We start from the raw sequence: 26091 nt of genomic DNA, 5'->3' as shown, positions 1-26091 counted from the left end.
AAGTTTACACATTGTTAAATGGAAAAATTTTTAGTTTAATTTCTGGACATCTTGTCTGTTTAAAAACTGGACGATTTCACAAAAATGTACATAAATCAAGCCGATAATTCTTTTGTTTTAACAAGTTAATATGATAAAATAATAAAAGAAAAACTTATCAGAAGTCAAATAGAAAGTGTAGTTTAACGATTACCTAATCTGAAAGATTTATGGGAGGTTTGACTGGACTTTTTATTAAGGGTTACTGATTGGGATAATAAAATATGTTCAGGGGAGAATAAAATGAAAAGAACAGAAAAAGTTTTGCGATATTCTATTCGGAAGTCAGTTTTAGGTGTTGGTTCAGTCCTTATTTGTGCTCTGTTTTTAGGTCACAGTATGGTGGTGGCAGATGAGGAGCAGCCTGTGGCAAATGCAGTAGAGACTCCGGTCGTTGCATCGCCAGTAAATCAGGATTTGACAACGGTCAGGGAGGCTGCTAATACGGAAGTAGGCACGTTTCTGGCTGAAAAAGTGACAAATCTTGGGAATAATCCAAATTTGTCAGATGAGGAGCTTGCAGCAGCTAAGGAGGAAGTCAATCAAACAGCTGCGAAGGCTCAGAATGAAATTGCTGCAGCTGAGGATAAAGAAAGGATTGATCAAGCTAAGGAAGATGGATTGGCAGACATCAACTCTATCAATCCAGTCGGCAAAGATTTGCTTCTAGATGAAATCCAAAATGGAAAAACAGAGTTTGACAAACTTGTAGATAGCAGCGATTTACTGCCTGAGGAGCAAAAGAAAAGCTTCCAGGAGTCTGCAAGGAGGAAGGCTGCAGAAGCAGAGGATGCAATTCAGAAATTAGATGTCAATGCAGCAACAGCTGAGCAAGCGGAAGTGATTCAAGAGCAGGCAGTAACCGAGGAAGATAAGTTTTTCAAATTTATAGCAAGTTCAACCGTAGATTTCACTCTGGCTGCCAAGTTAGCTGACTTGGAAGCAAATCCTAATCTTTCAGAAGCAGAAAAGAAAGCAGTTAGAGGCGAGATAGAGCAGGTGGTGGAAGCAGCCAAGAAGGCTATTGAAGGAGCAGATTCTCAGGAAGTCTATGACCGGGAAAAAGAAACAGCTATAGCCCGCTTAGCCAAGATTCACCCTATTGGCAAAGAGCAGTTCTTAAAAGAAATTCAGGAAGAAAAAACAGCTACTATCGAGGCTGTTGAGAAGAGTCAAAGTCTTTCTGTTGAGGAAAAAACTGCAGCTAAAAAGAAAATTGAAGATGCAGCAGCCATAGCTCAAAAAGCAATTGCAGCTTATAATGCTTGGGTTGAAAGTCCTGATGATGCCGAAAAAATTCAAGAACAGGTAGCGGCAGAGAAGCAAGGTTTGCTGAAAGCTACGACTGGACTGAAACTAGATCTTGCTCTGTCTGATAAGCTAGCAGACTTACGGAGCAACCCGAATCTGTCAGATGCAGAACGGGCTACGGCTAAAGCTGAAGCGGAAGCAACTCTAGCAGATGCGAAAACAGCGCTTGAAAAGGCTGATGCCGAAGAAGAACTAGAGAGAATTGAGGAAGCTGGAATTGCTAGCTTGGACACGATTCATCCAGTTGGCAAAGATTTGGTTTTAGATGAGCTTGAAGAAGAAGTCGACAAACAGATTGAAGCAATTGAACATCACCAAAGACTTTCAGAACTCGATAAAAAGCAAGCTAAAGAAAAGATTCGAGCAGTATTAAAGACGGTGACAGATGCGATTGCGCAGCTAGATGATAGTGTAGACAGTGCTGAAAAAGCAGAGAAGCTGCAGGAACAGATTGCTGCTGAGCAGACAAAAGCTCTTGAAAATCTAGAAGCGATTGTCAAGAATGCTGCTAAAGCTAAGACAGCTTCTTCTATTCCAAGTGATTCACCACAAGAAACCAGGAAAGAATTTAGTGGAGGCGTCAGCGACTCTGAGCCAGCAATAGCAACGGCGTCGGAATATGATTTGTCTAGCCATGAAGTTGGAACTCATCCCGATACAGCTCCGCAGTCCTCAGTACAACCAGAATTCAGTGGCAATGTTAATGATTCAGAAGCATCAACAGCAACACGGCCTGAATTTAGTGGAGGCGTCAATGATTCAGAGCCAACCATGACAGAAAATAACACCTATGATGCTGGCGTTCAGCCATCAGTCAGGAGTGCACATCCAGACAGCGCTCCTCAAATGGCGGCTCTTCCGGAATTTACTGGTGGTGTCAATGCTGCTGACGCGGCAGTAGCTGATGCTTTACCTGCTTACCAAGTAACTAGCGGTATTTTGCCAGCAGTTGATGGGGCCAAATCAGTACAAGAGCAGTCTTCATCAGCTAAGGTCACCCAGCCAGCTCAGCTTAAAAACAAGGAAGGTAAGAGCGATGCGTCAGTCTTGCCGCATACGGGTCAAGCTTCTAATGCTCTTTTAACAGTTGCAGGAGTTATCAGTGCTTTAGGCACAGCTGGATTGTCACTCCGTAGTAGAAAAAAGGAAGATTAAGTTTTAAAGAGGCCACTTGGTCTCTTTTTTTATGGAAAAAATTTTCAAAAATTATGCAAACGTTTTACTAAAAGTGCTTGAAAAAGTCAAAAAAAAACGATATAATGGACAATGTGAAAGCGCTTTGCAAACGAGAGCTTAAAAGAAAATATTTTTATTCAAAAGAAGGGGCTTATTATGGTCGAATTAAATCTGAAAAATATCTATAAAAAATATCCTAACAGCGACCACTATTCGGTGGAAGACTTCAATCTAGATATCAAGGACAAGGAATTTATCGTTTTTGTCGGTCCTTCTGGTTGCGGAAAATCAACTACGCTGCGTATGATTGCGGGTCTTGAGGACATCACAGAAGGAACTGCCTCTATTGACGGTACGGTGGTCAATGATGTAGCGCCCAAAGACCGTGATATCGCCATGGTCTTCCAGAACTATGCCCTCTATCCCCACATGACGGTCTACGACAACATGGCCTTTGGTCTCAAGCTGCGCAAGTACAGCAAGGAAGATATTGATAAACGGGTCAATGAAGCAGCAGAAATCCTAGGCTTGAAGGAATTCTTGCAGCGTAAGCCAGCTGATTTGTCTGGCGGTCAGCGTCAGCGGGTAGCTATGGGACGTGCAATCGTTCGGGATGCAAAGGTTTTCCTTATGGATGAGCCTCTGTCTAACTTGGATGCTAAGTTGCGTGTGTCCATGCGGGCAGAGATTGCCAAGATTCACCGCCGTATCGGGGCAACAACTATCTATGTTACCCATGACCAGACTGAAGCTATGACCTTGGCGGATCGTATCGTTATCATGTCAGCGACCAAGAATCCCGCTGGAACTGGAACGATTGGACGAGTGGAGCAGATTGGTACGCCGCAGGAAGTCTATAACAACCCAGTTAATAAGTTCGTTGCTGGCTTCATCGGTAGCCCAGCTATGAACTTCATCCCAGTTAAACTTGAAGGGAATGAGATTGTCGCAGAAGGTCTGCGCTTGACTGTACCAGAAGGAGCTCTCAAGGTTCTGCGGGAGAAAGGTTACGAGGGCAAGGAGCTGATCTTTGGTATTCGTCCGGAAGATATCAATGCGGAAGCTGCTTTCTTGGAAACTTTCCCGAATTCAGTTGTGCATGCCAAAATTTCTGTTTCAGAATTGCTGGGAGCAGAGTCCCATCTCTACTGCCAAGTGGGTTCTAGTGAGTTTGTAGCGCGTGTGGATTCACGGGACTACCTAGAAACTGGTGCGGGTATTGACCTAGGCTTTGACCTCAATAAAGCGCACTTCTTTGATCCAGAGACAGAGAAGACAGTCTATTAATCAGTTGATAAACAAAGAACGCAGACAGGCTTGTCTGCGTTTTTAAAATGGCGGTTATAACATCATTTTTTACTGAAAGGTGATCAGATTTTTTCTTGTTTTAGTTTTCCGATAAGAATCTCAGCTGAAATGGTGGCATGTGTAAGCTGCTCCCAATTGATTAGATTTTTTTCAACATGAAAGAGTAAAGGAGTCATCTGCAGCAGGGCAGTTTTCTCCTCAGAATGCAGAGCATGGGTTGATTCTACGGTTTTTCTAGATAGAATCGTAAAGTGCTTCTGGAAGTGCTGGATGATATCTTGATTAGAATAATCTTTTTGACGGAGCTGGTCAGCTACTTTAGCTCGAATTTCTTTCAGATGATTTTCTGTTGGGATGACTTTAATGATAAGTCCCTCTTTTTTCAATACTCGCTGAAATTCATGATAGTTGGCTGGTGAGAAGATGTCCAGCAAGACATCCATGCTTTGATCCTGAACGGGCAAGTGTGCCAAATCACCTACGAACCATTTTACAGCAAGGCTCTGATCACTTTTGGCAGCTAACTGTATAGAATCTTTGGATAAATCAAAGGCGTAAATTTCTTTGTTGGGGAATTTTTCCTGAATTTTTCGAGCATAGTAGCCCTCTCCGCAAGCGACGTCTAGAATGGTCTGTTCTTCAGGCAGGGTCTGCAGCAGATCCTGCAACTCATCTAGGATATGCTGATAAAAGCCGGCTTCCAAGATGACTTTTCTATTTTGAAAGCTCGTTTTGTCATAGTCTCTAGCTTGTTTGACCTGGGGAGCTAGATTGACATAACCGAATTTGGCGATGTCGTAGGAATGGCGATTAAGACACTTGAGGCTGCTTTCTTCCATAGCCAAGCTTTGCTGGCAAAGTGGGCAGGCCAGAGCCGAAGCTTGGGCAAAGCGGGCGAGTTTTGGTTTCATGAGAACTCTCTTTCTATCTGTTTTTATAAAGTTGAATGTCCTTTCCTTGGTAAGACATAGAAAAATCCGATTCAGGTAATCGGATTTTTATCTTTAGTAGGTAAGGACAAAGTATTTCTTTTTACCACGGCGGATAACTGTCAGCTCGTCTTCCAGTTTATCTGAGGCGCTGAGGACATAGTCTAAATCTTGAATGCGCTCACCATTGAGATAGATAGCGCCGTTTTGGACGTCCTCGCGAGCTTGACGTTTTGAGTTTACCACGCCGGCTGTCACAAGCAGTTCTACAATATTGAGGTTGTCTTCTGCTTGGACCTGATAGTTAGGCACACCGCGCAGACCTTGTTTGAGTTCCTGGACGGACAAATTCTTGATATTTCCAGCAAAGAGCTGCTCAGTGATATTGAGAGCTTCCTGATATGCTTCTTGACCGTGAACTAGGCTGACCACTTCGCGAGCTAGGACTTTCTGAGCCAAGCGTTCGTGTGGTGCAGCTTCAAATTGTTGGCGAATCTCTTCGATTTCATCCAAGGATAGGAAGGTGAAGATTTTCAGGAAGCGGATAGCGTCTGCGTCCATGACATTCATCCAGAATTGATACATTTCGTAAGGAGAAGTCTTGTCAGGATTGAGCCAGACAGCATTGCCTTCTGACTTGCCGAATTTTTTGCCAGTAGCGTCGGTAATGAGCGGAACGGTTATCACATGGCCAGTCTTGTCAGCTTTGCGGCGCAGGAGTTCTGTACCTGCTGTCATATTGCCCCATTGGTCAGAACCACCGATTTGCAGGGTTACGCCGTGGTTTTGATTGAGGATATAAAAGTCATATCCTTGCATGATCTGGTAGGCGAATTCTGTATAGGAAATCCCTGTCTCAATCCGGCTCTTGACAGAATCTTTACTCATCATGTAGTTGACAGTGAAGTATTTACCGACATCGCGCAGAAAGTCGATAAAGCTGATGCTGCTGAACCAGTCATAATTGTTGACCATTTCGGCCTTATTATCGCCCTTGTCAAAGTCCAGAAAACGAGAAAGCTGATCTTGGATAGATTTCACCCAGCCTTCTACGGTTTCCTTGGTTTGGAGGCTGCGTTCTGCATCCTTAAAGGATGGATCGCCAATCAATCCAGTCGCTCCTCCAACCAGAGCGTAGGGTTTGTGGCCAGCTAGTTGCAAGCGGCGGCTAGTCAGAATGGCTACCAAGTGGCCAAGGTGCAGGCTGTCAGCGGTCGGATCGTATCCACTATAATAAGAGACTTGTCCTTCTTCTAAGGCCTTGCGTAAAGCTGCTTCATCAGTGGTTTGGAATACCAAGCCACGTTCTTTTAGCTCATCAAAAATGTGCATCATGTCTCTCCTATTCTAAAAGCCAAGAAATTGGCTTATCTATATTTTAAATTTATGTTACTCTATTGTATCATAAAGCTTTTAAATAGCAATGTTTCCTTGAAATAAATCATAGATATTTGGTATAATGGGAAGATAACAAGGAGAATCAAACTTGGAACAATTAATAGAGAAATTAAAAGAGTTCTGGGGAAAAGCCCAGCAGTTTATCAAAAAAATACATCTTCCAGAATGGAGCAAGAAGATCGTTAGTGGCAACAATGGCTGGTCTATCGGTGATGTTTTTGCTGTTTTCTTGCGGACTTTTAAACTTCTGATGAATATGGCTTTTGTGTTTATCTTCTTCGGTGGCGTCATCGGTGCTGGGATTGGGATAGGCTATGCAGCTAGTCTTTTCAGTAAGGTTGAAGTGCCCAAGCAAGAAGAGCTGGTCAAGCAGGTGAATAATATCTCTGGTATTTCTAAGCTTACCTATGCTGATGGCAGCTTGATTGCAGAAGTGGATAATGATTTGCTCCGCATTCCAGTTAAGAGTGACGCCATCTCTGAAAATGTAAAAAAAGCCGTTATCGCTACAGAAGATGAGAACTTTGAAACGCATAACGGAGTGGTGCCCAAGGCTGTGCTTCGGGCTACGCTCGGCTCTGTTGTCGGAGTTGGCTCGTCCAGCGGGGGTTCAACTATTACTCAGCAGTTGATCAAGCAGCAGGTGGTGGGCGATGCACCGACTTTCAAGCGGAAAGCAGCGGAGATTGTTGATGCGCTGGCTTTGGAGCGCTACATGTCCAAGGATGATATTTTGACCACCTACTTGAACGTTTCGCCTTTTGGGCGCAACAATAAGGGGCAGAATATCGCTGGTGTGGAAGAAGCTGCTCAAGGAATTTTTGGTGTTTCTGCTAAGGATTTGACTGTGCCCCAGTCTGCTTTTATTGCCGGCTTGCCACAGAGTCCGATTGTTTATTCGCCTTATGCAGCGGATGGTAGTCTCAAGAGTGCAGGAGATATGGCTTTGGGCTTGGAACGTGCCAAGGATGTGCTCTATAATATGTATCGGACGGGCCGTCTAAGCGAGAAAGAGTACCAAGAGTACAAGGACTACGACTTAACCAAGGACTTTAAGCCTTCTGAAAGCTCGGAAAAATCTTCACATGGCTACCTTTATTACACAGCTGTCGAAGAAGCCCAGCAGACCATGTATGAGTACTTGATTCAGCGGGACAATGTTTCCCAGCAAGAGCTGAAAAACAATGACACTGTCAAAGCCTACAAGGAATTGGCCGCTAAGGAACTGAGCGATGGCGGCTATACTGTCACCACCACGATTAACAAGAACATCCACACTGCTATGCAAAATGCAGTAGCCAACTATGGCGGCGTCTTGGATGACGGAACTGGTGCAGTTGAAGTGGGAAATGTTCTCTTGGATAATAAAACCGGTGCTGTGATTGGCTTTGTCGGAGGCAGAGACTATGCTTCTAATCAGAACAATCACGCCTTTGATACGGAACGCTCACCGGGTTCAACTATTAAGCCAATTTTGGCTTATGGGATTGCTATTGACCAAGGTCTGATGGGCAGCGCCAGCGTTCTTTCTAACTATCCGACTAACTTTTCAAGTGGTGACCCAATCATGCACGTGGACAGCCGTGGTACAGCCATGATGGACCTGCAAGAAGCTCTCAATACTTCTTGGAATATCCCTGCTTATTGGACTTACCGCGGATTGCGCGAAAAAGGTGTCAATGTCCGTGGCTATATGGAAAAAATGGGCTATTACATTGATGACTACAGCATTGAGAGTCTGCCTATGGGCGGGGGAATTGAAGTATCTGTAGCTCAGCATACCAATGGTTTCCAAACCTTGGCTAATAATGGAACCTACCAGAAAAAATATATGGTTGAAAAAATCACAGACCGAGATGGCAAGGTGATTTACCAGCATAAGGCCAATCCTGTTCAGATTTACAGTCCAGCAGCTGCTACGATTATGCAGGAGCTCATGCGGGGAGTTATCAATTCTGGGGCTACTACGACCTATAAATCCAGAATCAGTCAGGTCAATGGAACCTTGGCTGGAGCCGATTGGATTGGTAAGACTGGAACGACCAACACCAACGGTGATATGTGGCTGATGCTTTCTACTCCAAAGATGACTTTGGGAGGCTGGATTGGTCATGATGATAATAGCTCTATGGCGGCGTTGACTGGTTATAATAATAATGCCTCCTACATGGCCTATATGGCAGATGCTATCTATCAGGCAGATCCAAATGCCTGGGGTGTTGGTGATAAGTTCACTCTTGATCCGAGTGTGATTAAGTCTGATGTACTCAAGTCCACAGGGGAAAAGCCAGGTACAGTAACGGTAAACGGCCGCTCTGTTAATCTCAGCGGTCCGACAGTGCCTAGCTATTGGGCTAAAAATGGTGCTCCGACCACGACCTATCGCTTTGGTATTGGGGCATCAGATGCGGATTATCAGAAGGCTTGGTCAGCTATCCTGGGCGGTTCTACTGCTAATTCTAATTCCAGCTCCAATTCTAACAATAATCGGCAAGGGAACTAGCGCATCAAGAACAGTTTTAACTTTTCAGAAAGCGGATGAAATCCTTGCAATTTCTAGCTAAATAAGGTATAATGGTAACAATAATTTGTCGTGTGCTTTATTTGAAATATTGTCCAAATAGAAGCTTACAGCAGTTAAATCAAACTTGAATAAGTCAGATTTAGCTGCTCTTTTTGTGCCTATTTTTAGGAAAAACGGGTTGTGTAATCATAATTTAATTTTTCTGAAAATTAAACAAAAGGGACTGATTGTGGCTGTTTTGCAGCGTTGTAAATGACAGAGGATTTTTCTCTGAAAACATTTCACAGAACTCGCTCTAAAAAGCGTGAGGTAAAGATATGCTTCTTCTCGCTTTATCAAGGGCTTAGTATCTTATCATAAAGGAGTAAAAACTTGGCAGGACATGAAGTTCGATACGGTAAACACCGTACCCGTCGTAGTTTTTCAAGAATTAAGGAAGTTCTTGATTTACCAAATTTGATTGAAATCCAAACGGATTCGTTCCAAGATTTCTTGGATCATGGTCTGAAGGAAGTCTTTGAAGATGTACTTCCTATTTCAAACTTTACCGACACCATGGAATTGGAATTTGTTGGCTATGAAATCCGTGAGCCTAAATATACGCTGGAAGAAGCACGTATCCACGATGCCAGCTACTCAGCGCCAATCTTTGTAACCTTCCGTCTGATTAACAAGGAAACTGGTGAAATCAAGACTCAGGAAGTCTTCTTTGGCGATTTCCCAATCATGACTGAAATGGGAACCTTCATCATCAATGGTGGTGAGCGGATTATCGTATCCCAGTTGGTGCGTTCTCCAGGGGTTTATTTTAACGATAAAGTTGACAAAAACGGAAAAGTTGGCTACGGTTCAACGGTTATTCCTAACCGCGGAGCTTGGTTAGAGTTGGAAACAGACTCAAAAGACATTGCCTACACTCGTATTGACCGGACACGGAAGATTCCATTTACCACTTTGGTGCGTGCGCTTGGTTTCTCAGGTGATGATGAGATCTTGGACATCTTTGGTGACAGCGACTTGGTGCGCAATACCATTGAAAAAGATATCCACAAGAACCCAATGGACTCCCGTACAGATGAAGCTCTGAAAGAAATCTATGAGCGTCTTCGTCCAGGTGAGCCTAAGACGGCTGAAAGTTCTCGTTCCCTTCTTGAAGCGCGTTTCTTTGATCCGCATCGTTATGACTTGGCAGCAGTTGGTCGTTACAAGATTAATAAGAAACTCAATGTCAAGACACGCTTGCTGAACCAAACCATTGCAGAGCCATTGGTAGATGCTGAAACAGGAGAAATCTTGGTTGAAGCTGGTACAGTTATGACCCGCAGTGTGATTGACAGCATTGCAGAGCAGTTGGACAATGGTTTGAACAAAATCACTTATATTCCAAACGACTCAGCTGTCTTGACAGACCCTGTAGAATTGCAAAAGTTCAAGGTTGTAGCACCGACTGATCCAGACCGCGTTGTGACCATCATTGGTAACGCAAATCCTTCTGACAAGGTACGGATTGTGACACCAGCTGATATCTTGGCTGAGATGAGCTACTTCCTCAACTTGGCTGAAGGCATTGGTCGCGTAGATGATATTGACCACTTGGGGAACCGTCGTATTCGTGCAGTTGGTGAGCTTTTGGCTAACCAAGTCCGTCTAGGACTTTCTCGGATGGAGCGTAATGTTCGTGAACGGATGTCTGTTCAGGATAACGAAGTACTAACTCCACAGCAAATCATTAATATCCGTCCCGTAACTGCAGCTATTAAAGAATTCTTTGGTTCTTCACAATTGTCACAGTTCATGGACCAACACAATCCGCTGTCTGAGCTTTCTCACAAGCGTCGTCTGTCTGCCTTGGGACCTGGTGGTTTGACACGTGACCGCGCTGGTTATGAAGTGCGGGACGTGCACTATACTCACTACGGTCGTATGTGTCCGATTGAAACGCCTGAAGGACCAAACATTGGTTTGATCAATAACTTGTCTTCTTATGGACACCTTAACAAATATGGCTTTATTCAAACGCCTTACCGTAAGGTAGACCGTGAAGCTGGCGTAGTAACCAACGAAATCGTTTGGTTGACTGCTGATGAGGAAGATGAATTTATCGTAGCGCAGGCCAACTCTAAGCTGAATGAAAAAGGCGGCTTTGCTGAGCCTATCGTTATGGGACGCCACCAAGGTAATAACCAAGAATTCCCATCAGACCAAGTAGACTACATGGATGTATCGCCTAAGCAGGTAGTTGCCGTAGCGACAGCATGTATTCCTTTCTTGGAAAATGACGACTCCAACCGTGCCCTCATGGGTGCCAACATGCAACGTCAGGCTGTGCCTTTGATTGATCCAAAAGCACCTTACGTCGGTACTGGTATGGAATACCAAGCTGCCCACGACTCTGGTGCAGCGGTTATTGCTCAGCATGATGGTAAGGTTACCTATGCGGATGCAGACAAGGTTGAAGTCCGCCGTGAAGATGGTTCTCTTGATGTTTACCAAATTCAAAAATTCCGCCGTTCTAACTCGGGAACTGCTTACAACCAACGTACCTTGGTGAAAGTTGGCGATGTCGTTGAAAAAGGCGACTTTATCGCTGACGGACCTTCTATGGAAAATGGAGAAATGGCCCTGGGACAAAACCCAATCGTTGCTTACATGACATGGGAAGGTTACAACTTCGAGGATGCGGTTATCATGAGTGAACGTCTGGTGAAAGACGATGTCTACACCTCTGTTCACTTGGAAGAATACGAATCAGAAACTCGCGACACCAAGCTTGGTCCTGAAGAAATTACCCGCGAAATTCCAAACGTAGGGGAAGATGCCCTGCGCAATCTGGACGAAATGGGGATTATCCGCATCGGGGCGGAAGTCAAGGAAGGCGACATCCTAGTCGGAAAAGTCACTCCTAAGGGTGAAAAAGACCTTTCTGCTGAAGAACGCCTGCTTCATGCCATCTTTGGTGACAAGTCTCGTGAAGTCCGTGATACCTCTCTGCGTGTGCCACACGGTGCCGACGGAGTGGTTCGTGATGTGAAGATCTTTACCCGTGCTAATGGTGATGAACTGCAATCTGGCGTTAATATGCTGGTTCGTGTTTATATCGCTCAAAAACGTAAGATCAAGGTCGGAGATAAGATGGCTGGTCGTCACGGAAACAAGGGGGTTGTATCCCGTATCGTTCCTGTGGAAGACATGCCTTACTTGCCAGATGGAACACCAGTTGATATCATGTTGAACCCACTCGGGGTACCATCTCGTATGAATATTGGTCAGGTTATGGAGCTTCACCTTGGTATGGCAGCACGTAACTTGGGCATCCATATTGCGACACCAGTCTTTGATGGAGCAAGCTCAGAAGATCTCTGGGATACAGTGCGCGAAGCTGGTATGGACAGTGATGCTAAAACCATTCTCTATGATGGACGTACCGGTGAGCCGTTTGACAATCGTGTATCTGTCGGTGTCATGTACATGATTAAGCTCCACCACATGGTAGATGACAAACTCCATGCCCGCTCAGTAGGACCTTACTCAATGGTTACCCAACAGCCGCTCGGAGGTAAAGCTCAGTTTGGTGGACAACGTTTTGGTGAGATGGAAGTTTGGGCCTTGGAAGCTTACGGTGCTTCTAACGTTCTGCAAGAAATCCTGACTTACAAGTCAGATGATGTCAACGGACGTTTGAAGGCTTATGAAGCTATTACCAAAGGGAAACCAATTCCAAAACCAGGTGTGCCAGAATCCTTCCGCGTTCTTGTCAAAGAATTGCAATCTCTTGGTCTGGACATGCGCGTTCTCGATGAAGATGACAATGAAGTAGAACTGCGTGACCTAGACGAAGGTGAAGATGATGACGTGATTCACGTTGATGATCTTGAAAAAGCGCGTGAAAAAGCAGCTCAAGAAGCGAAAGCAGCTTTTGAGGCTGAAGGAAAAGAATAAGAATACACACTGATTAGAAAATGAAGAAAGGTAAGAAATAGTGGTTGATGTAAATCGTTTTAAAAGTATGCAAATCACCCTAGCTTCTCCCAATAAGGTCCGTTCATGGTCTTATGGGGAAGTGAAGAAACCTGAAACAATCAATTACCGAACCCTGAAACCAGAACGCGAAGGTCTTTTTGACGAAGTGATCTTCGGTCCAACAAAGGACTGGGAATGTGCCTGTGGTAAGTACAAACGGATTCGTTACAAAGGAATCGTCTGTGACCGCTGTGGTGTTGAAGTAACTCGTGCTAAGGTTCGCCGTGAGCGCATGGGTCACATCGAACTGAAGGCTCCTGTTTCACATATTTGGTACTTTAAAGGAATTCCAAGCCGCATGGGGCTCACTTTGGATATGAGCCCACGTGCCCTGGAAGAAGTCATTTATTTTGCGGCTTATGTGGTGATTGACCCTAAGGATACACCGCTAGAGCACAAGTCCATCATGACGGAGCGTGAGTATCGTGAGCGTTTACGCGAGTACGGTGCAGGTTCATTTGTAGCCAAAATGGGAGCAGAAGCTATTCAAGACCTCTTAAAACAAGTGGACTTGGAAGCTGAGATTGCTGTCCTCAAAGAAGAATTGAAAACTGCTTCAGGTCAAAAACGGATCAAGGCTGTCCGTCGCTTGGATGTTTTGGACGCCTTCTACAAGTCTGGCAATAAGCCAGAATGGATGGTTCTTAATATCCTGCCGGTTATTCCGCCAGATTTGCGCCCGATGGTTCAGCTGGATGGTGGTCGTTTTGCGGCTTCTGACCTCAATGATCTCTATCGCCGTGTTATCAACCGGAACAACCGTTTGGCTCGTTTGCTTGAGTTGAATGCACCTGGTATCATCGTTCAAAATGAGAAGCGGATGCTTCAGGAAGCGGTTGATGCTTTGATTGATAATGGTCGTCGTGGCCGTCCAATCACTGGGCCAGGCAGCCGTCCGCTCAAGTCACTGAGCCACATGCTCAAAGGGAAACAAGGTCGTTTCCGTCAAAACTTGCTGGGTAAACGGGTTGACTTCTCAGGTCGTTCCGTTATCGCTGTTGGTCCTACGTTGAAAATGTATCAATGTGGTGTGCCGCGTGAAATGGCGATTGAGCTCTTTAAACCATTTGTGATGCGTGAGATTGTTGCGCGTGATATCGTGCAAAACGTAAAAGCTGCCAAACGCTTGGTAGAGCGTGGAGACGAGCGTATCTGGGATATTCTGGAAGAAGTGATCAAGGAACACCCAGTGCTTCTTAACCGCGCACCGACCCTTCACCGTCTGGGAATTCAGGCCTTCGAGCCAGTTCTGATTGATGGTAAAGCTCTTCGTTTGCATCCGCTGGTCTGTGAAGCCTACAATGCTGACTTTGACGGTGACCAAATGGCCATCCACGTACCATTGTCAGAGGAAGCCCAAGCTGAAGCTCGTATCCTCATGCTGGCTGCTGAGCACATCTTGAATCCGAAAGATGGTAAGCCAGTTGTAACACCATCTCAGGATATGGTCTTGGGGAACTACTACCTGACCATGGAAGAGGCTGGCCGCGAAGGCGAAGGCATGATTTTCAAGGATATGGATGAGGCGGTCATGGCCCTCCGTAATGGCTATGTTCACTTGCATACTCGTGTTGGTATCGCAACGGACAGTCTTAATAAACCTTGGACTGAAGACCAGAAGCATAAGATTTTGATTACAACTGTTGGTAAAATCCTCTTTAATGCGATTATGCCAGAGGAATTGCCTTATCTGCAAGAGCCAACCAATGCTAACTTGACAGAAGGTGTGCCAGCTAAGTACTTCTTGGAGTCAGGACAAGACATCAAGGAAGTCATTGAACAGCTTGAGATCAATGTTCCGTTTAAGAAGAAAAATCTTGGTAACATCATCGCAGAAATCTTCAAACGATTCCGTACGACAGAAACATCTGCTCTTCTTGACCGCTTGAAGAATCTGGGGTATCACCATTCTACCTTGGCTGGTCTGACAGTGGGTATCGCTGATATCCCAGTTGTCGAAGACAAGGCTGAGATTATTGAAGAATCCCACAAGCGTGTTGAACAAATTACTAAACAATTCCGTCGCGGTATGATTACTGATGACGAACGCTACAATGCAGTTACTGCTGAGTGGCGGGCAGCTCGTGAGAAATTGGAAAAACGTCTGGTTGCCAACCAGGATCCGAAGAACCCTATCGTTATGATGATGGACTCTGGAGCCCGGGGTAACATCTCTAACTTCTCTCAGTTGGCTGGTATGCGTGGTTTGATGGCTGCGCCAAATGGACGTATCATGGAATTGCCAATCTTGTCTAACTTCCGTGAAGGGTTGTCTGTTCTGGAAATGTTCTTCTCAACCCACGGTGCTCGTAAGGGTATGACCGATACGGCCCTTAAGACAGCCGACTCGGGTTACCTGACTCGTCGTCTGGTTGACGTTGCCCAAGATGTGATTATCCGTGAAGATGACTGTGGTACAGACCGAGGCTTGCTCATCACTTCTATCACAGAAGGCAAGGAAATGATCGAGTCTCTGGAAGAGCGTCTCAATGGTCGTTACACTAAGAAAACAGTAAAACATCCAGAAACTGGTGCTGTCATTATTGGTCCAAATGAATTGATCACCGAAGACAAGGCGCGTGAAATCGTTAATGCTGGTGTTGAAGAAGTGACCATCCGCTCCGTCTTCACATGTAACACCCGCCACGGTGTCTGCCGTCATTGTTACGGTATCAACTTGGCAACTGGTGATGCGGTTGAAGTCGGTGAAGCAGTCGGAACCATCGCTGCTCAATCTATCGGGGAACCTGGTACACAGCTGACCATGCGTACCTTCCACACGGGTGGTGTTGCCTCTAATACCGATATCACGCAAGGTCTCCCTCGTGTCCAAGAAATCTTTGAAGCCCGCAATCCGAAAGGGGAAGCGGTCATCACTGAAGTCAAGGGTGAAGTTACTGCTATCGAAGAAGATGCATCTACTCGTACCAAGAAGGTCTTTGTTAAAGGCCAAACTGGCGAAGGTGAATATGTGGTACCATTTACAGCTCGCATGAAGGTAGAAGTGGGTGACCAAGTTTCTCGTGGTGCTGCCTTGACTGAAGGTTCTATCCAGCCTAAGCACTTGCTGGCTGTCCGCGATGTCTTGTCTGTTGAAACTTACCTGCTTGCCGAAGTACAAAAAGTTTACCGCAGCCAAGGGGTAGAAATCGGCGACAAACACATTGAGGTAATGGTTCGCCAGATGATTCGCAAGGTGCGCGTCATGGATCCAGGTGACACAGATCTTCTTATGGGAACTCTTATGGATATCACCGACTTTACAGATGCTAACCGTGATGTGGTTATCTCAGGCGGTGTACCTGCGACAGCTCGTCCAGTCCTCATGGGAATCACCAAGGCTTCCCTTGAGACAAACAGCTTCTTGTCTGCAGCTTCCTTCCAGGAAACAACTCGTGTCCTGACAGATGCTGCTATCCGTGGTAAGAAAGACCATCTGCTCGGACTTAAGGAAAATGTTATCATCGGTAAGATTATCCCAGCTGGTACTGGTATGGCCCGCTACCGCAATTTGGAGCCTCAGGCTGTCAATGAAGTTGAAATTATCGACGAAGTGACAGAACTGCCAGGTGGATTTGAAACTGAAGAAAATATTGTTCTTAAATAAAGAACTTTCCCTCCCGATTTTCGGGAGGGATTTTTTGTTGCAGCCGATAATTTCTTGCTCCCTATTAAATATTATCCTATAATATACTTAGAAAGTTGTTGTTAAGTTCTCCTTTATGGATAAACAACTATAGAAGAAACAGTCAAGATTTCCTATTTCAGTTTTTCTATGATGCGAGACGCCATATTCATTTTTAATCAGGGAGGTAGCTGGTTTTTTGTAGTATGATAGCGCTAGGTTATACTATTTTAAAAATCCTAAAATAGTAGGAGGAGAGGTTTGAAATTTAAAAAAAGAGGAGGTTGGTTTTAATGGTGGTGGTCGAAGTTTGTAGAGAACGATAGCTGGCGTTTATCTAGCTAGCTCATTCATGAAGGGAAGATTTTGAAATATAAAGAATAGAAAACAATTAGATTACAAATAGAATAATATTTTATTACAATGAATAAGGATTAAAAAATATAGGTAAAAAACACAAAATTCTGCATAAAATACGACTTTAAGCCTATAAGTTCTTTCCTTTTTATTTATTTTTTTGAGAAAACCGAAAAATTTCAGCAATTTTAAGTTACAGTTAAGTTAAGAAAATTAAAATAATCTTAAATAAGTTACCAACATGTAAATTACTATTAAGAAAGTATAAAATAATAGTTCATGCTTTGATTATTGAAACGCTTGATGGTAAAATAACTAAGGTTACTTAAAACAAACATTTTTTAGTAAAAAGTTAATATAACAATGTTGATTTTTGGTGAGGAAAAATGAAGAAAATTAAGGTAATGGTTGTTTTTGGAACTCGTCCAGAAGCAATTAAGATGGCTCCACTGGTTATTGAACTGAAGAAGCAGGCAGACTTGTTTGAAACGACAACAGTTGTGACTGCTCAGCATCGTCAGATGCTGGATCAGGTACTTGAAACTTTTAAGATTAAGCCTGATTATGATTTGGATATTATGGGGAAGAATCAAACCCTGACAGATATTACTGTCAAGATCTTGCATAAGCTAGATGATATCTTAAAGGAAAACAAGCCAGATATTATGCTGGTGCACGGTGATACGACAACGACTTTTGCGGCTAGTCTTGCAGCGTTTTATAATCAAGTTCGTATCGGCCACGTAGAAGCTGGGTTGCGGACTTGGAATAAATATTCTCCTTTCCCAGAAGAGATGAATCGTCAGATGACCGACTCTTTGACTGACTTGTATTTTGCGCCAACAGAACAGAGTAAGGCTAACTTGCTCAAGGAAAACCATCCAGCAGAAACAGTTTTTGTGACAGGGAATACAGCTATTGACGCTCTCAAGCTGACCGTCCAGTCTGATTATCATCACGAGGTGCTTGATCGTATTAATCCAGCTCGCAAGATGATTTTGGTGACCATGCATCGCCGGGAAAATCAAGGTGAGCCGATGAGAAGGGTCTTTCGAACTCTACGGCAGATTGTAGATGCCCATGATGATGTGGAAATTGTCTATCCCGTTCACCTGAGCCCAGCGGTTCAGGAAGCGGCTAGAGAAATTCTGAGTGACAATGAGAAAATTCATCTGATTGAGCCTTTAGATGTGTTGGATTTCCATAATATCGCAGCTAAAAGCTACTTTATCATGTCAGACTCAGGCGGAGTGCAGGAAGAAGCGCCTTCCTTAGGTAAGCCTGTACTGGTACTTCGTGATACAACAGAGAGACCAGAAGGAGTTGAGGCCGGCACATTGAAGCTGGTCGGTACAGAAACTCAAGCAGTAGCAGAGGCAATGGAAGCCCTGCTGACAGATGAGTCACTCTATCAGGAAATGGCCCAAGCCAGCAATCCGTATGGTGATGGTAAGGCTTCTGAGCGGATTGCTCAAGCTATTGCCCACTATTTTAAGCAGACGGCTAGGCCAGAAGAATTTAAGACAGGAGTAAAAAATGTTTAGGAAAAAAGGACTAGAAAAATCATTAGCAGTCTTTGTGCTGGCAATTGGACTAATTCTTTTCTACAGTTGGAATTTTGCAGCTAACATATTTTATATTGGAATCGCTCTGATTTTATTAGGTATTTTTAGTGTCTTTGTCCTATCCGATCTCTTGGTGACATGGGCTATGATTCTGGGTGTGGTTATCGCAACTTTAATCTTGCTCTTTGATGTAACCTACCTACCAGATAATCAAGTTCTCTTCTTGCTTTATGTCTTCCCTGTCAGCGCTTGGCTGACCAGTCGAGTGAATTTCTATCTTCACCAGCGCTTGGGATTAGTGCAGGATGACAGTGAAGATGCTGCTGAGGCCTATGAAGAAATGGTTCAGAAAGTAAATCAGAAACAAGCTCCAGCCTTTCAGGCCTTATTGGTCCATTGGGCGCATAATCATCATTTTTATCAAATTCACTCTCGGGAGTACAAGCGGATGCTCAAGAGAATTTTACGACTGCTTAACTGGGACTTCCAGAATGTAGAAACAGTTTACTATGTATCCAATGGTAACTTTCTCGTTCTGGTAGAAGATCTGGATCAGGAAGTCAAGGAATATTTCCAAGAGAAAGTGCGTGACGATTTAACGATGATGCACTTTGAGAATAAGAAAACTGATCAAAAAATTCAGTTTCAGTCTGGCAGTTTAAAACTGAACGCTCAAAATATTGACAAATTCCATAATTTCGATGACGCTTTGAGCAATCTGGAGCGTCAGCTTGAAACCGACATTATCGTAGAATACTAGGAGGTAAACACATGTCTTTAACAGAAGTATTTTTTATCATCTCTATGGTGCTAAGTATCTTTTTTGCTATTAGCTTTTTGGTCCTCTTCATTTATTATCTGGTTATTTACAATCGGGTCAATAAAAATTTTAGGGCGGTGACTCGTCATGATTAGTCAACTTATTATGATTGTCACTCTGTTCTCCATCTGGATGTCTCTGGCTTGGGCTTTGGTTATTCTATGCTCTTCCGTGCATTTCTGGATGAAACGCAGTGACTTCAACGTGGATACCAGCCCATTGGAACATTATCCTATGGTTACAGTCGTTGTCCCAGCCCACAATGAAGATGTGGTTATCGCTCAGACGACTAAGGCCATTCTGGATTTGGACTATCCTCATGACCGAGTGGAAGTTCTGCTCTTTGCGGACAATTGCTCGGATGACACTTATCAAGAAATGCTGAAAGTACAGGCTATGCCTGAGTATGCTGGACGCAATATTACAATTACAGACCGTACAGGTACGGGAGGTAAGGCAGGGGTGCTGAATGATGCCCTGAAGATGGCCAAGGGTGAATATATCTGTGTCTATGATGCGGATGCCATGCCAGAAAAGAATGCTCTTTACTTCCTAGTCAAGAAAGTTTTGGAAGATCCAGAACGCCACGTTGCTTCTTTCGGACGCAACAAGACTCGCAATGCCAACCAGAACTTCCTGACACGTTGTATCAATCAAGAAATCGTTGTAACTCAGCGTGTTTACCACGTAGGTATGTGGCATCTCTTCAAGATTGGGCGGATTCCAGGTACGAACTTCTTGATTAACACGGAGTTTGTTAAGAGTATTGGTGGTTGGAAAAATGGTGCCTTGACAGAGGATACGGAAATTTCCTTTAAGATTATGCAGAGCGGCAAGCTGATTGCTTTGGCTTATAATTCAGAGGCCTTCCAACAAGAGCCAGAAACCCTCAAGTCCTACTACATGCAGCGTAAGCGCTGGGCTAAGGGAAATTACGAGGTAGTTCTTGCCAACTTCAAGCATCTTTTTAGCGGCGGTAACTGGCGCGTGAAACTGGAAGTGTTCAATTATTCTTGTATCTTCTTCTGGTTCAATCTGGCGATTGTCTTATCTGACTTGGTTTTCTTTGCCAATGTAGCGGCAATGATTACCCAGCTCTTTATCCCGGATGTGCGGATTCCTTTCGCTTTTGATGCTCAGAATATCTATATCGTCCAGCTGATGCTCTTTAACTGGCTTCTGATGATTTTGCTTTATCTTTTGCAGATCAATATCGCCCTGGCTTCTCAGTTTGGACAGGCGACCACCAAACAGATTTGGCTGGCCCTTGTGTCCTATTTGACTTACTCTCAGCTCTTTATCGTTGTTTCTTTAGATGCAGTAGGATCTGTTATCTTGGACAAGATTTTGAAGCGGAAAGAAACCAAGTGGGTTAAAACAAAACGATTTGCAGGTTAGGAGAAAGTGTGAAAAGAACAAGATTAAGATTTATTTGGTTTGTGACAATTCTGGCTGTTTTGGCTGGTATCCTGCTGTACACCCGCATGGGCAGTACTCCTAATATCAAAAAGAAGATATACAGCCAATGGTCTAAAGAATATGTCGTAACCAAGGACAAATTGTCTTATATCAGGACGACAAACAGTAATACTGAAGATGTTGTGCTGTCTGAGGCACAGGGTTATGGCATGGTGATTGCTGTGGATGCAGCTAAGCAAGGCGATGCCAGTTCGGCTGATTTTGAAAAGCTCTACCAATATTATCTAGCTCATCGTCTGAAAGATACCCAGCTCATGTCTTGGAAACAGACGATTAAGGATGGTAAGAGCAACCATGAAGACGAAAACAATGCTACAGACGGCGATCTCTACATTGCCTATGCTTTGATTCAGGCTGCTAAACAGTGGCCAGACAAGGCTAAAGAATACCAAGATCAGGCACAGGCTATTCTGAAAGATGTCTTGGCATATAACTATAATGAAAGCAACGGCGTTTTGACAGTTGGGAACTGGGCAAATGCAGAATCGAAATTTTATAATCTCATGCGGACTTCTGATACATTGCCGCAGCAGTTCCAAGCTTTCTATGAGTTGACAAAGGATAAGCAATGGCTGACAATCCGGGATAACATGCTCAGCAAACTTGAAGCAATCAGCGCTGATAATAAGACTGGTTTGATACCAGACTTTATCTGGGTTGAAGGCGACAAAGTTCGGGCAGCTGATGCTGATACAGTTGAGTCTGCAAATGATGGCTATTATTCTTATAATGCCTGCCGACTTCCTTACAACTTGGCTCAAAGCAAGGATGAAAAAAGTCAAAAAATGCTGAAGAAGATGTTGAACTTCTTCCTCAGTCAAGAAAAGATCTATGCGGGCTACACTTTGAAAGGGAAAGCTCTAAATAGTAATCAGGCTGGCAGCTTTACTGCTCCAGTATTCTATGCGGCTAACAACAACATTGAATTCCGCAAATTGGTGCAGCAGAATAAATATCTCTTCATGCAAGGCTTGCCGTCAGATAATTACTATGACGCAGCTGTGACTACAATGATTGCTTTAGAAACTTTATAATGCAGAAACGAGTAAGATGAACATTTTGCTTAAGCTCATGCAGACAATAAGGTGGGACAAAATGATATTTGTCTCACTTTTTTTGAACAAAAAGATTAAGATTTATTTGACAAACCGTTAAAATAGAAAGCCTTTATAAGAACGCAACATTTGTTTCTAAGATTATTAAGATTACTATCCGTGAGGTTAATCTTCATATCATGAAGAGTGATGTGCTTGTCTCCGTTCCAATAAAGTTCTTGTTTTCTGATTTTGAGCAAAATAGTTTTGTTCGTCAAAGAATTCATATATAATATACGGTACAAAGAGAGGACGAGTATGTATTGTGTAATTGAGATGTACGGGGACTATGAACCGTGGTGGTTTCTGGATGGCTGGGAAGAGGATATCGTTGCAAAGAAGCAGTTCGATGATTATTATGAAGCCCTTAAGTATTATAAAAGCCGCTGGCTGCAAATGGAAGAGCAGTCACCTTTGTATAAGAGCCGCAGTGATTTAATGACAATTTTTTGGGATCCGGAGGATCAGCGCTGGTGCGAGGAGTGCGATGAGAATGTTCAGCAGTACCACTCGCTGTTTTTGCTGGAGAATGATTGCCAGATTCCTAAGAGCAAGTACCGGCCAGGCTATACTAAGCAGAACGGTCTTGAAAAGCACCAAGCTTGTTCAGTTAAACTAAAAAACGCTAAGCCTCTTTAAATCGAAAGAATATATTTTGCAAATCTGATAATATAGCAGCAGAAGAGACCTAACTTGTTAGAAGTTAAGTTTCTTCCGCTGTTTTTTCTTTTTCTGGATTTTTTGCGAATAGTAAGGTGAGGAGGATGTATGGTTCAAGAAATTGCAAAAGAAATGATTAGGCAGGCTCGGCAAGAGGGGGCGCAGGATATTTACCTCATTCCTAAGACTACTTGCTATGAGCTTTATATGAGAATCGGTGATGAACGTCGCTTTATAAAAACTTATGATTTTGAGATTCTGTCAGCTGTTATCAGCCACTTTAAGTTTGTCGCAGGTATGAATGTTGGAGAGAAGCGCCGCAGTCAGCTTGGGTCATGCGATTATGACTGTGAGGAAGCAAAGGTTTCAATCCGGCTTTCGTCAGTTGGGGATTACCGTGGTTTTGAAAGTCTGGTTATCCGGCTCCTGCATGATGAAGACAGGGAGCTGCGCTTTTGGTTTGAGCAATTGCCGGAGCTGCGCAAGAAAATTCAGGCTCGTGGCCTCTATCTATTCTCAGGACCAGTCGGCAGCGGCAAGACGACCTTGATGTATCATTTGGCTCAGCTCAAATTTTCTGGCCAGCAGGTTATGTCAATTGAAGATCCGGTTGAAATTAAGCAAGAGGCTATGCTACAGTTGCAGCTGAACGAAACCATTGGCATGACTTATGACAGTCTGATTAAGCTGTCCCTGCGACATCGTCCAGATCTCTTGATTATCGGGGAAATCCGTGATCGAGAGACAGCTAGGGCAGTGGTTCGGGCAAGTTTGACCGGAGCTACGGTCTTTTCAACGATTCATGCCAAGAGTGTTCGCGGTGTCTATGAGCGGCTTTTGGAATTGGGTGTTAGCGAGGATGAGCTAAGAATGGTGCTGCAAGGTATTTGTTACCAGCGTTTAATTGGGGGAGGAGGTGTCGTTGATTTTGTCAGTCAAAACTATCAAGAGCACGAATCCGAGATCTGGAATCAGCAGATTGATCAGCTTTTTGCAGAAGGACATATCAGTGCTGAGCAAAGGCAGACCGAAAAAATTGTCTACGCCTAAGCAGAAAAAGATTATTGAGCTCTTTCATAATCTCTTCAGTAGCGGTTTTCACCTAGCAGAGATTGTAGACTTTCTGAGACGAAGTGCCTTGCTGGAGGAGGTTTATGTGGCAGAAATGCGGGCAGGCTTGTCAGCTGGTCAGTCCTTTTCAGAGATTGTCAGTCGACTGGGATTTTCCGACAGCGTTGTAACCCAGCTTTCCTTATCTGAGCTGCATGGCAATCTGACACTTAGTCTGGGCAAGATTAAGGCCTATCTGGAAAATCTATCCAAGGTTAAGAAAAAATTGATAGAGGTGGGGTCCTATCCTCTCATGCTGCTGGGCTTCTTGGTCCTTATCATGCTGGGATTGCGCAACTATCTTTTGCCTCAATTGGACAGCCAGAATCTAGCTACCCGACTGATTAATCACCTGCCTCAGATCTTTTTGTGGAGCAGTCTTGCTTTAGCTGCCTTGGTTTCAGTGGCTCTCTTTTACTATCGAAAGTCATCCAAGATTCGTTTTTTCAGTAAACTAGCAGCTCTGCCTTTTATTGGTCGTTTGGTACAGGCTTACTTGACAGCTTATTATGCTCGTGAATGGGGAAATATGATTGGTCAGGGCTTGGAACTGAGTCAGATTTTTGCGATTATGCAGGAGCAGCCTTCCCAGCTCTTTAAAGAAATCGGAGAAGATATGGCTGCCGCTTTGCAAGCTGGTCAAGGCTATGCGGACAAGGTGGCAAGCTACCCTTTCTTTAAGAAAGAATTGTCTTTGATGATTGAGTATGGTGAGGTCAAGTCCAAGTTAGGTAGCGAACTGGAAGTCTATGCCGAAAAGACCTGGGAGGAATTTTTTCTACGTATCAACCGGGCCATGAATTTCATTCAGCCCCTAGTATTTATTTTTGTTGCCTTAGTGATTGTTTTACTTTATGCGGCAATGCTCTTGCCCATTTATCAGAATATGGAGGTTCATTTGTAATGAAAAAACTTAATACCTTAAAAGTTCAAGCATTCACCCTTGTGGAAATGCTGATTGTCTTGCTGGTTATCAGCGTACTCTTGCTGCTCTTTGTGCCTAATCTGACCAAGCAAAAAGATGCTGTTTCAGATACAGGAACTGCAGCGGTGGTCAAGGTGGTAGAAAGCCAGGCGGAGCTGTATGAACTGAAGAATACCAATGAAAAGGCTAGTCTGAGCAAGCTAGTCAGCGCAGGAAATATCAGCCAGAAACAGGCAGATTCATATAAGGCTTACTATGGAAAACACAGTGGCGAAACTCAAGCGGTTGCCAATTAAGGCTTTTACGCTGCTGGAAAGTCTACTTGTTCTTTTTGTTGTTAGTTTTCTCTTACTGGGCTTATCTGGCTCGGTGAGGGCTGGCTTCAATCAGGTTCAAGAGCAACTCTTCTTTTTAGAGTTTGAGAGGCTCTATCAGGAGACGCAGAGGCTGAGCTTAGCCGGCCATGAGAAATTGTCTCTCAAGATTTCAGGACGGCAGGTTTCCAATGGCTATCAAGAGCTGGATTTTCCGCAAACTCTGCAGAATCATGAGCAGCAGGTCATTCAGTTTGACCGGGCTGGGGGAAATTCATCACTCAGCAAAATTACTTTTCAGACGGAGGACAGGACAGTTGTTTACCAGCTTTATATGGGCAATGGCAAGTTTAAAAAGACGACAGCTTCAAGCTAGTATTCTGCTGGAAGCTCTGGTGGCCATGGCAGTTTTTGCGGCTATTGCCAGTTTGCTTTTGGGACAGATTAGTCGGTCTCGTAAGGATCAGCAGGCTCTTCTGCAGCAGGAAGAGGTGCTTCGGGTAGCTCGTATGGCCCTGCAAACAGGACAAGAAGAGCTTCATATCAATGGAATTGCTGTGCGTCAGCTTAAGACAGATAAGCAGCTGCTAGTCTATCACGAAGGGGAGGTAGTCATCCGTGTCCAAAAACCTTAAAGTCAAGGCCTTTACTCTCTTGGAGGCCTTGGTAGCCTTGCTGGTTCTCAGTGGTGGAATACTGGTCTTTCAGGCTATGACCCAGCTCTTATCTTCAGAACTGCATCAGCAGGAGAATAATCAGCAGCAAGAGTGGCTTTTGTTTGCCGACCAACTGGAGACGGAGCTTTCGCGAAGTCAATTTGACAAGGTAGAAGACAATAAAATCTACATCAGACAAGATGGCAGGGACTTGGCCTTGGGTAAATCTAAGGGCGATGATTTCCGTAAAACAGATAAGAGCGGTCGCGGCTACCAGCCGATGATTTATGGTTTAGAAGCAGCTGACGTCCGTCAGGACGGTAAGCTTGTCTATCTTCATTTTCGCTTTGAAAAAGGCTTAGAGAGGGAGTTCGTCTATCGTGTGGAAGAAGAAAGTTGAGGCTGGTATTTTACTGTATGCGCTATTGATGGCTGCTGTCTTTAGCCTGCTCCTGCAGTTTTATCTCAACCGTCAAGTCAGCAGTCAGCGTTTGCAGCTTTTCAACAGGGAAAGGACGGAAGCCTATGCAATGGCAGTTCTGACAAAAGCTACAGCCAAGGATGATAGCGGTGAGATGGAGTTTGAGCAGGGCAAGGCTGTCTATCGCAGGCAAGGGAAGGAACTGGAAATCAGCAGTCAGATCAGCAGCGGTCATTCCTATTCCTTTACTTTTACCATTTCTAAGAAGGAGGAAGAGAAAGCTAAGGAAAACAAGAAACCAACTGAGAAAAAGGAGAAAGCGGTTTCGGACGAAGCTGGTAAGTCGGACTAATATAACTG

Annotated in this window: 20 protein-coding genes; 18 read left to right on the top strand and 2 right to left on the bottom strand. The window is 44.1% G+C overall.

All coding sequences use genetic code 11. The annotated features are described in order from the left end of the window. Positions 1–282 precede the first annotated feature (282 nt). Positions 283–2505 carry an SIALI-17 repeat-containing surface protein gene (locus J1C77_RS10925; RefSeq protein WP_002923010.1) on the top strand — a complete coding sequence of 741 codons (2223 nt, stop codon included), beginning with the start codon at positions 283–285 and terminating at the stop codon, positions 2503–2505. Positions 2506–2682: 177 nt separating this feature from the next. Then, complete coding sequence (locus tag J1C77_RS10920) at positions 2683–3813, top strand: ABC transporter ATP-binding protein (RefSeq protein WP_002896829.1); 1131 nt, start codon at positions 2683–2685, stop codon at positions 3811–3813. Positions 3814–3896: 83 nt separating this feature from the next. Here the strand turns inward: J1C77_RS10920 and J1C77_RS10915 are convergent, their stop codons facing one another. Next, positions 3897–4745, bottom strand: a complete 849-nt coding sequence (locus J1C77_RS10915) for a methyltransferase domain-containing protein (protein WP_002923014.1) — start codon at positions 4743–4745, stop codon at positions 3897–3899. A 93-nt stretch (positions 4746–4838) separates the two neighbouring features. Then, positions 4839–6095, bottom strand: coding sequence for a tyrosine--tRNA ligase (gene tyrS / locus J1C77_RS10910; protein ID WP_042763120.1), 1257 nt, complete (start codon positions 6093–6095; stop codon positions 4839–4841). A gap of 154 nt (positions 6096–6249) precedes the next feature. On the opposite strand from tyrS, the gene pbp1b reads away from it, so the two are divergent. The 16 genes from pbp1b to comGG all read left to right on the top strand — a co-directional run bounded on the left by pbp1b (position 6250) and on the right by comGG (position 26083). Beyond that, complete coding sequence (pbp1b, locus tag J1C77_RS10905; protein WP_002923017.1) at positions 6250–8664, top strand: penicillin-binding protein PBP1B; 2415 nt, start codon at positions 6250–6252, stop codon at positions 8662–8664. A 393-nt stretch (positions 8665–9057) separates the two neighbouring features. Continuing rightward, the gene (gene rpoB, locus J1C77_RS10900; RefSeq protein ID WP_002903503.1) at positions 9058–12624 is read left to right on the top strand and encodes a DNA-directed RNA polymerase subunit beta; all 3567 of its coding nucleotides are present in this window, start codon (positions 9058–9060) and stop codon (positions 12622–12624) included. 40 nt (positions 12625–12664) lie between these two features. After that, on the top strand, positions 12665–16312 hold the full coding sequence (gene rpoC / locus J1C77_RS10895) for a DNA-directed RNA polymerase subunit beta' (protein ID WP_002907455.1): 3648 nt from the start codon (positions 12665–12667) through the stop codon (positions 16310–16312). Between the two features lie 761 nt (positions 16313–17073). Then, positions 17074–18231 carry a non-hydrolyzing UDP-N-acetylglucosamine 2-epimerase gene (gene wecB / locus J1C77_RS10890; RefSeq protein WP_002923019.1) on the top strand — a complete coding sequence of 386 codons (1158 nt, stop codon included), beginning with the start codon at positions 17074–17076 and terminating at the stop codon, positions 18229–18231. Continuing rightward, positions 18224–19012, top strand: coding sequence for a hypothetical protein (locus J1C77_RS10885; protein WP_002896779.1), 789 nt, complete (start codon positions 18224–18226; stop codon positions 19010–19012). Before wecB ends, J1C77_RS10885 begins: the two co-directional genes overlap by 8 nt. A gap of 11 nt (positions 19013–19023) precedes the next feature. Further along, positions 19024–19167, top strand: a complete 144-nt coding sequence (locus J1C77_RS10880; RefSeq protein WP_002896778.1) for a hypothetical protein — start codon at positions 19024–19026, stop codon at positions 19165–19167. Continuing rightward, the gene (locus tag J1C77_RS10875; protein WP_002901729.1) at positions 19160–20470 is read left to right on the top strand and encodes a glycosyltransferase family 2 protein; all 1311 of its coding nucleotides are present in this window, start codon (positions 19160–19162) and stop codon (positions 20468–20470) included. The genes J1C77_RS10880 and J1C77_RS10875 overlap by 8 nt, the downstream gene beginning before the upstream one ends. An 8-nt stretch (positions 20471–20478) precedes the next feature. Continuing rightward, the gene (locus tag J1C77_RS10870; RefSeq protein WP_002923025.1) at positions 20479–21585 is read left to right on the top strand and encodes a glycosyl hydrolase family 8; all 1107 of its coding nucleotides are present in this window, start codon (positions 20479–20481) and stop codon (positions 21583–21585) included. A 318-nt stretch (positions 21586–21903) separates the two neighbouring features. Further along, positions 21904–22284: a DUF1033 family protein gene (locus J1C77_RS10865; RefSeq protein ID WP_002901723.1), complete on the top strand. Its 381-nt coding sequence runs from the start codon at positions 21904–21906 to the stop codon at positions 22282–22284. A gap of 129 nt (positions 22285–22413) precedes the next feature. Beyond that, entirely contained in the window at positions 22414–23355 is a 942-nt protein-coding gene (gene comGA, locus J1C77_RS10860; protein ID WP_002923026.1) for a competence type IV pilus ATPase ComGA, read from the top strand. Continuing rightward, complete coding sequence (comGB, locus tag J1C77_RS10855; protein WP_260467831.1) at positions 23285–24319, top strand: competence type IV pilus assembly protein ComGB; 1035 nt, start codon at positions 23285–23287, stop codon at positions 24317–24319. The genes comGA and comGB overlap by 71 nt, the downstream gene beginning before the upstream one ends. Beyond that, entirely contained in the window at positions 24319–24636 is a 318-nt protein-coding gene (comGC, locus tag J1C77_RS10850; protein ID WP_002896769.1) for a competence type IV pilus major pilin ComGC, read from the top strand. The genes comGB and comGC overlap by 1 nt, the downstream gene beginning before the upstream one ends. After that, the gene (gene comGD / locus J1C77_RS10845; protein ID WP_023916700.1) at positions 24596–25030 is read left to right on the top strand and encodes a competence type IV pilus minor pilin ComGD; all 435 of its coding nucleotides are present in this window, start codon (positions 24596–24598) and stop codon (positions 25028–25030) included. Before comGC ends, comGD begins: the two co-directional genes overlap by 41 nt. Continuing rightward, positions 24996–25289, top strand: a complete 294-nt coding sequence (gene comGE / locus J1C77_RS10840; protein ID WP_002923030.1) for a competence type IV pilus minor pilin ComGE — start codon at positions 24996–24998, stop codon at positions 25287–25289. Before comGD ends, comGE begins: the two co-directional genes overlap by 35 nt. Further along, on the top strand, positions 25273–25710 hold the full coding sequence (comGF, locus tag J1C77_RS10835; protein WP_002923031.1) for a competence type IV pilus minor pilin ComGF: 438 nt from the start codon (positions 25273–25275) through the stop codon (positions 25708–25710). Before comGE ends, comGF begins: the two co-directional genes overlap by 17 nt. Then, complete coding sequence (gene comGG, locus J1C77_RS10830) at positions 25691–26083, top strand: competence type IV pilus minor pilin ComGG (protein ID WP_002911067.1); 393 nt, start codon at positions 25691–25693, stop codon at positions 26081–26083. Before comGF ends, comGG begins: the two co-directional genes overlap by 20 nt. The last annotated feature ends 8 nt before the right edge of the window (positions 26084–26091 follow it).

This window comes from Streptococcus sanguinis (assembly GCF_050223295.1).
GTDB classification, from domain to species: Bacteria; Bacillota; Bacilli; order Lactobacillales; family Streptococcaceae; genus Streptococcus; species Streptococcus sanguinis_X.
Note: the sequence above shows the minus strand (reverse complement) of the source record. Positions and strands in the feature narration are given on the sequence as shown.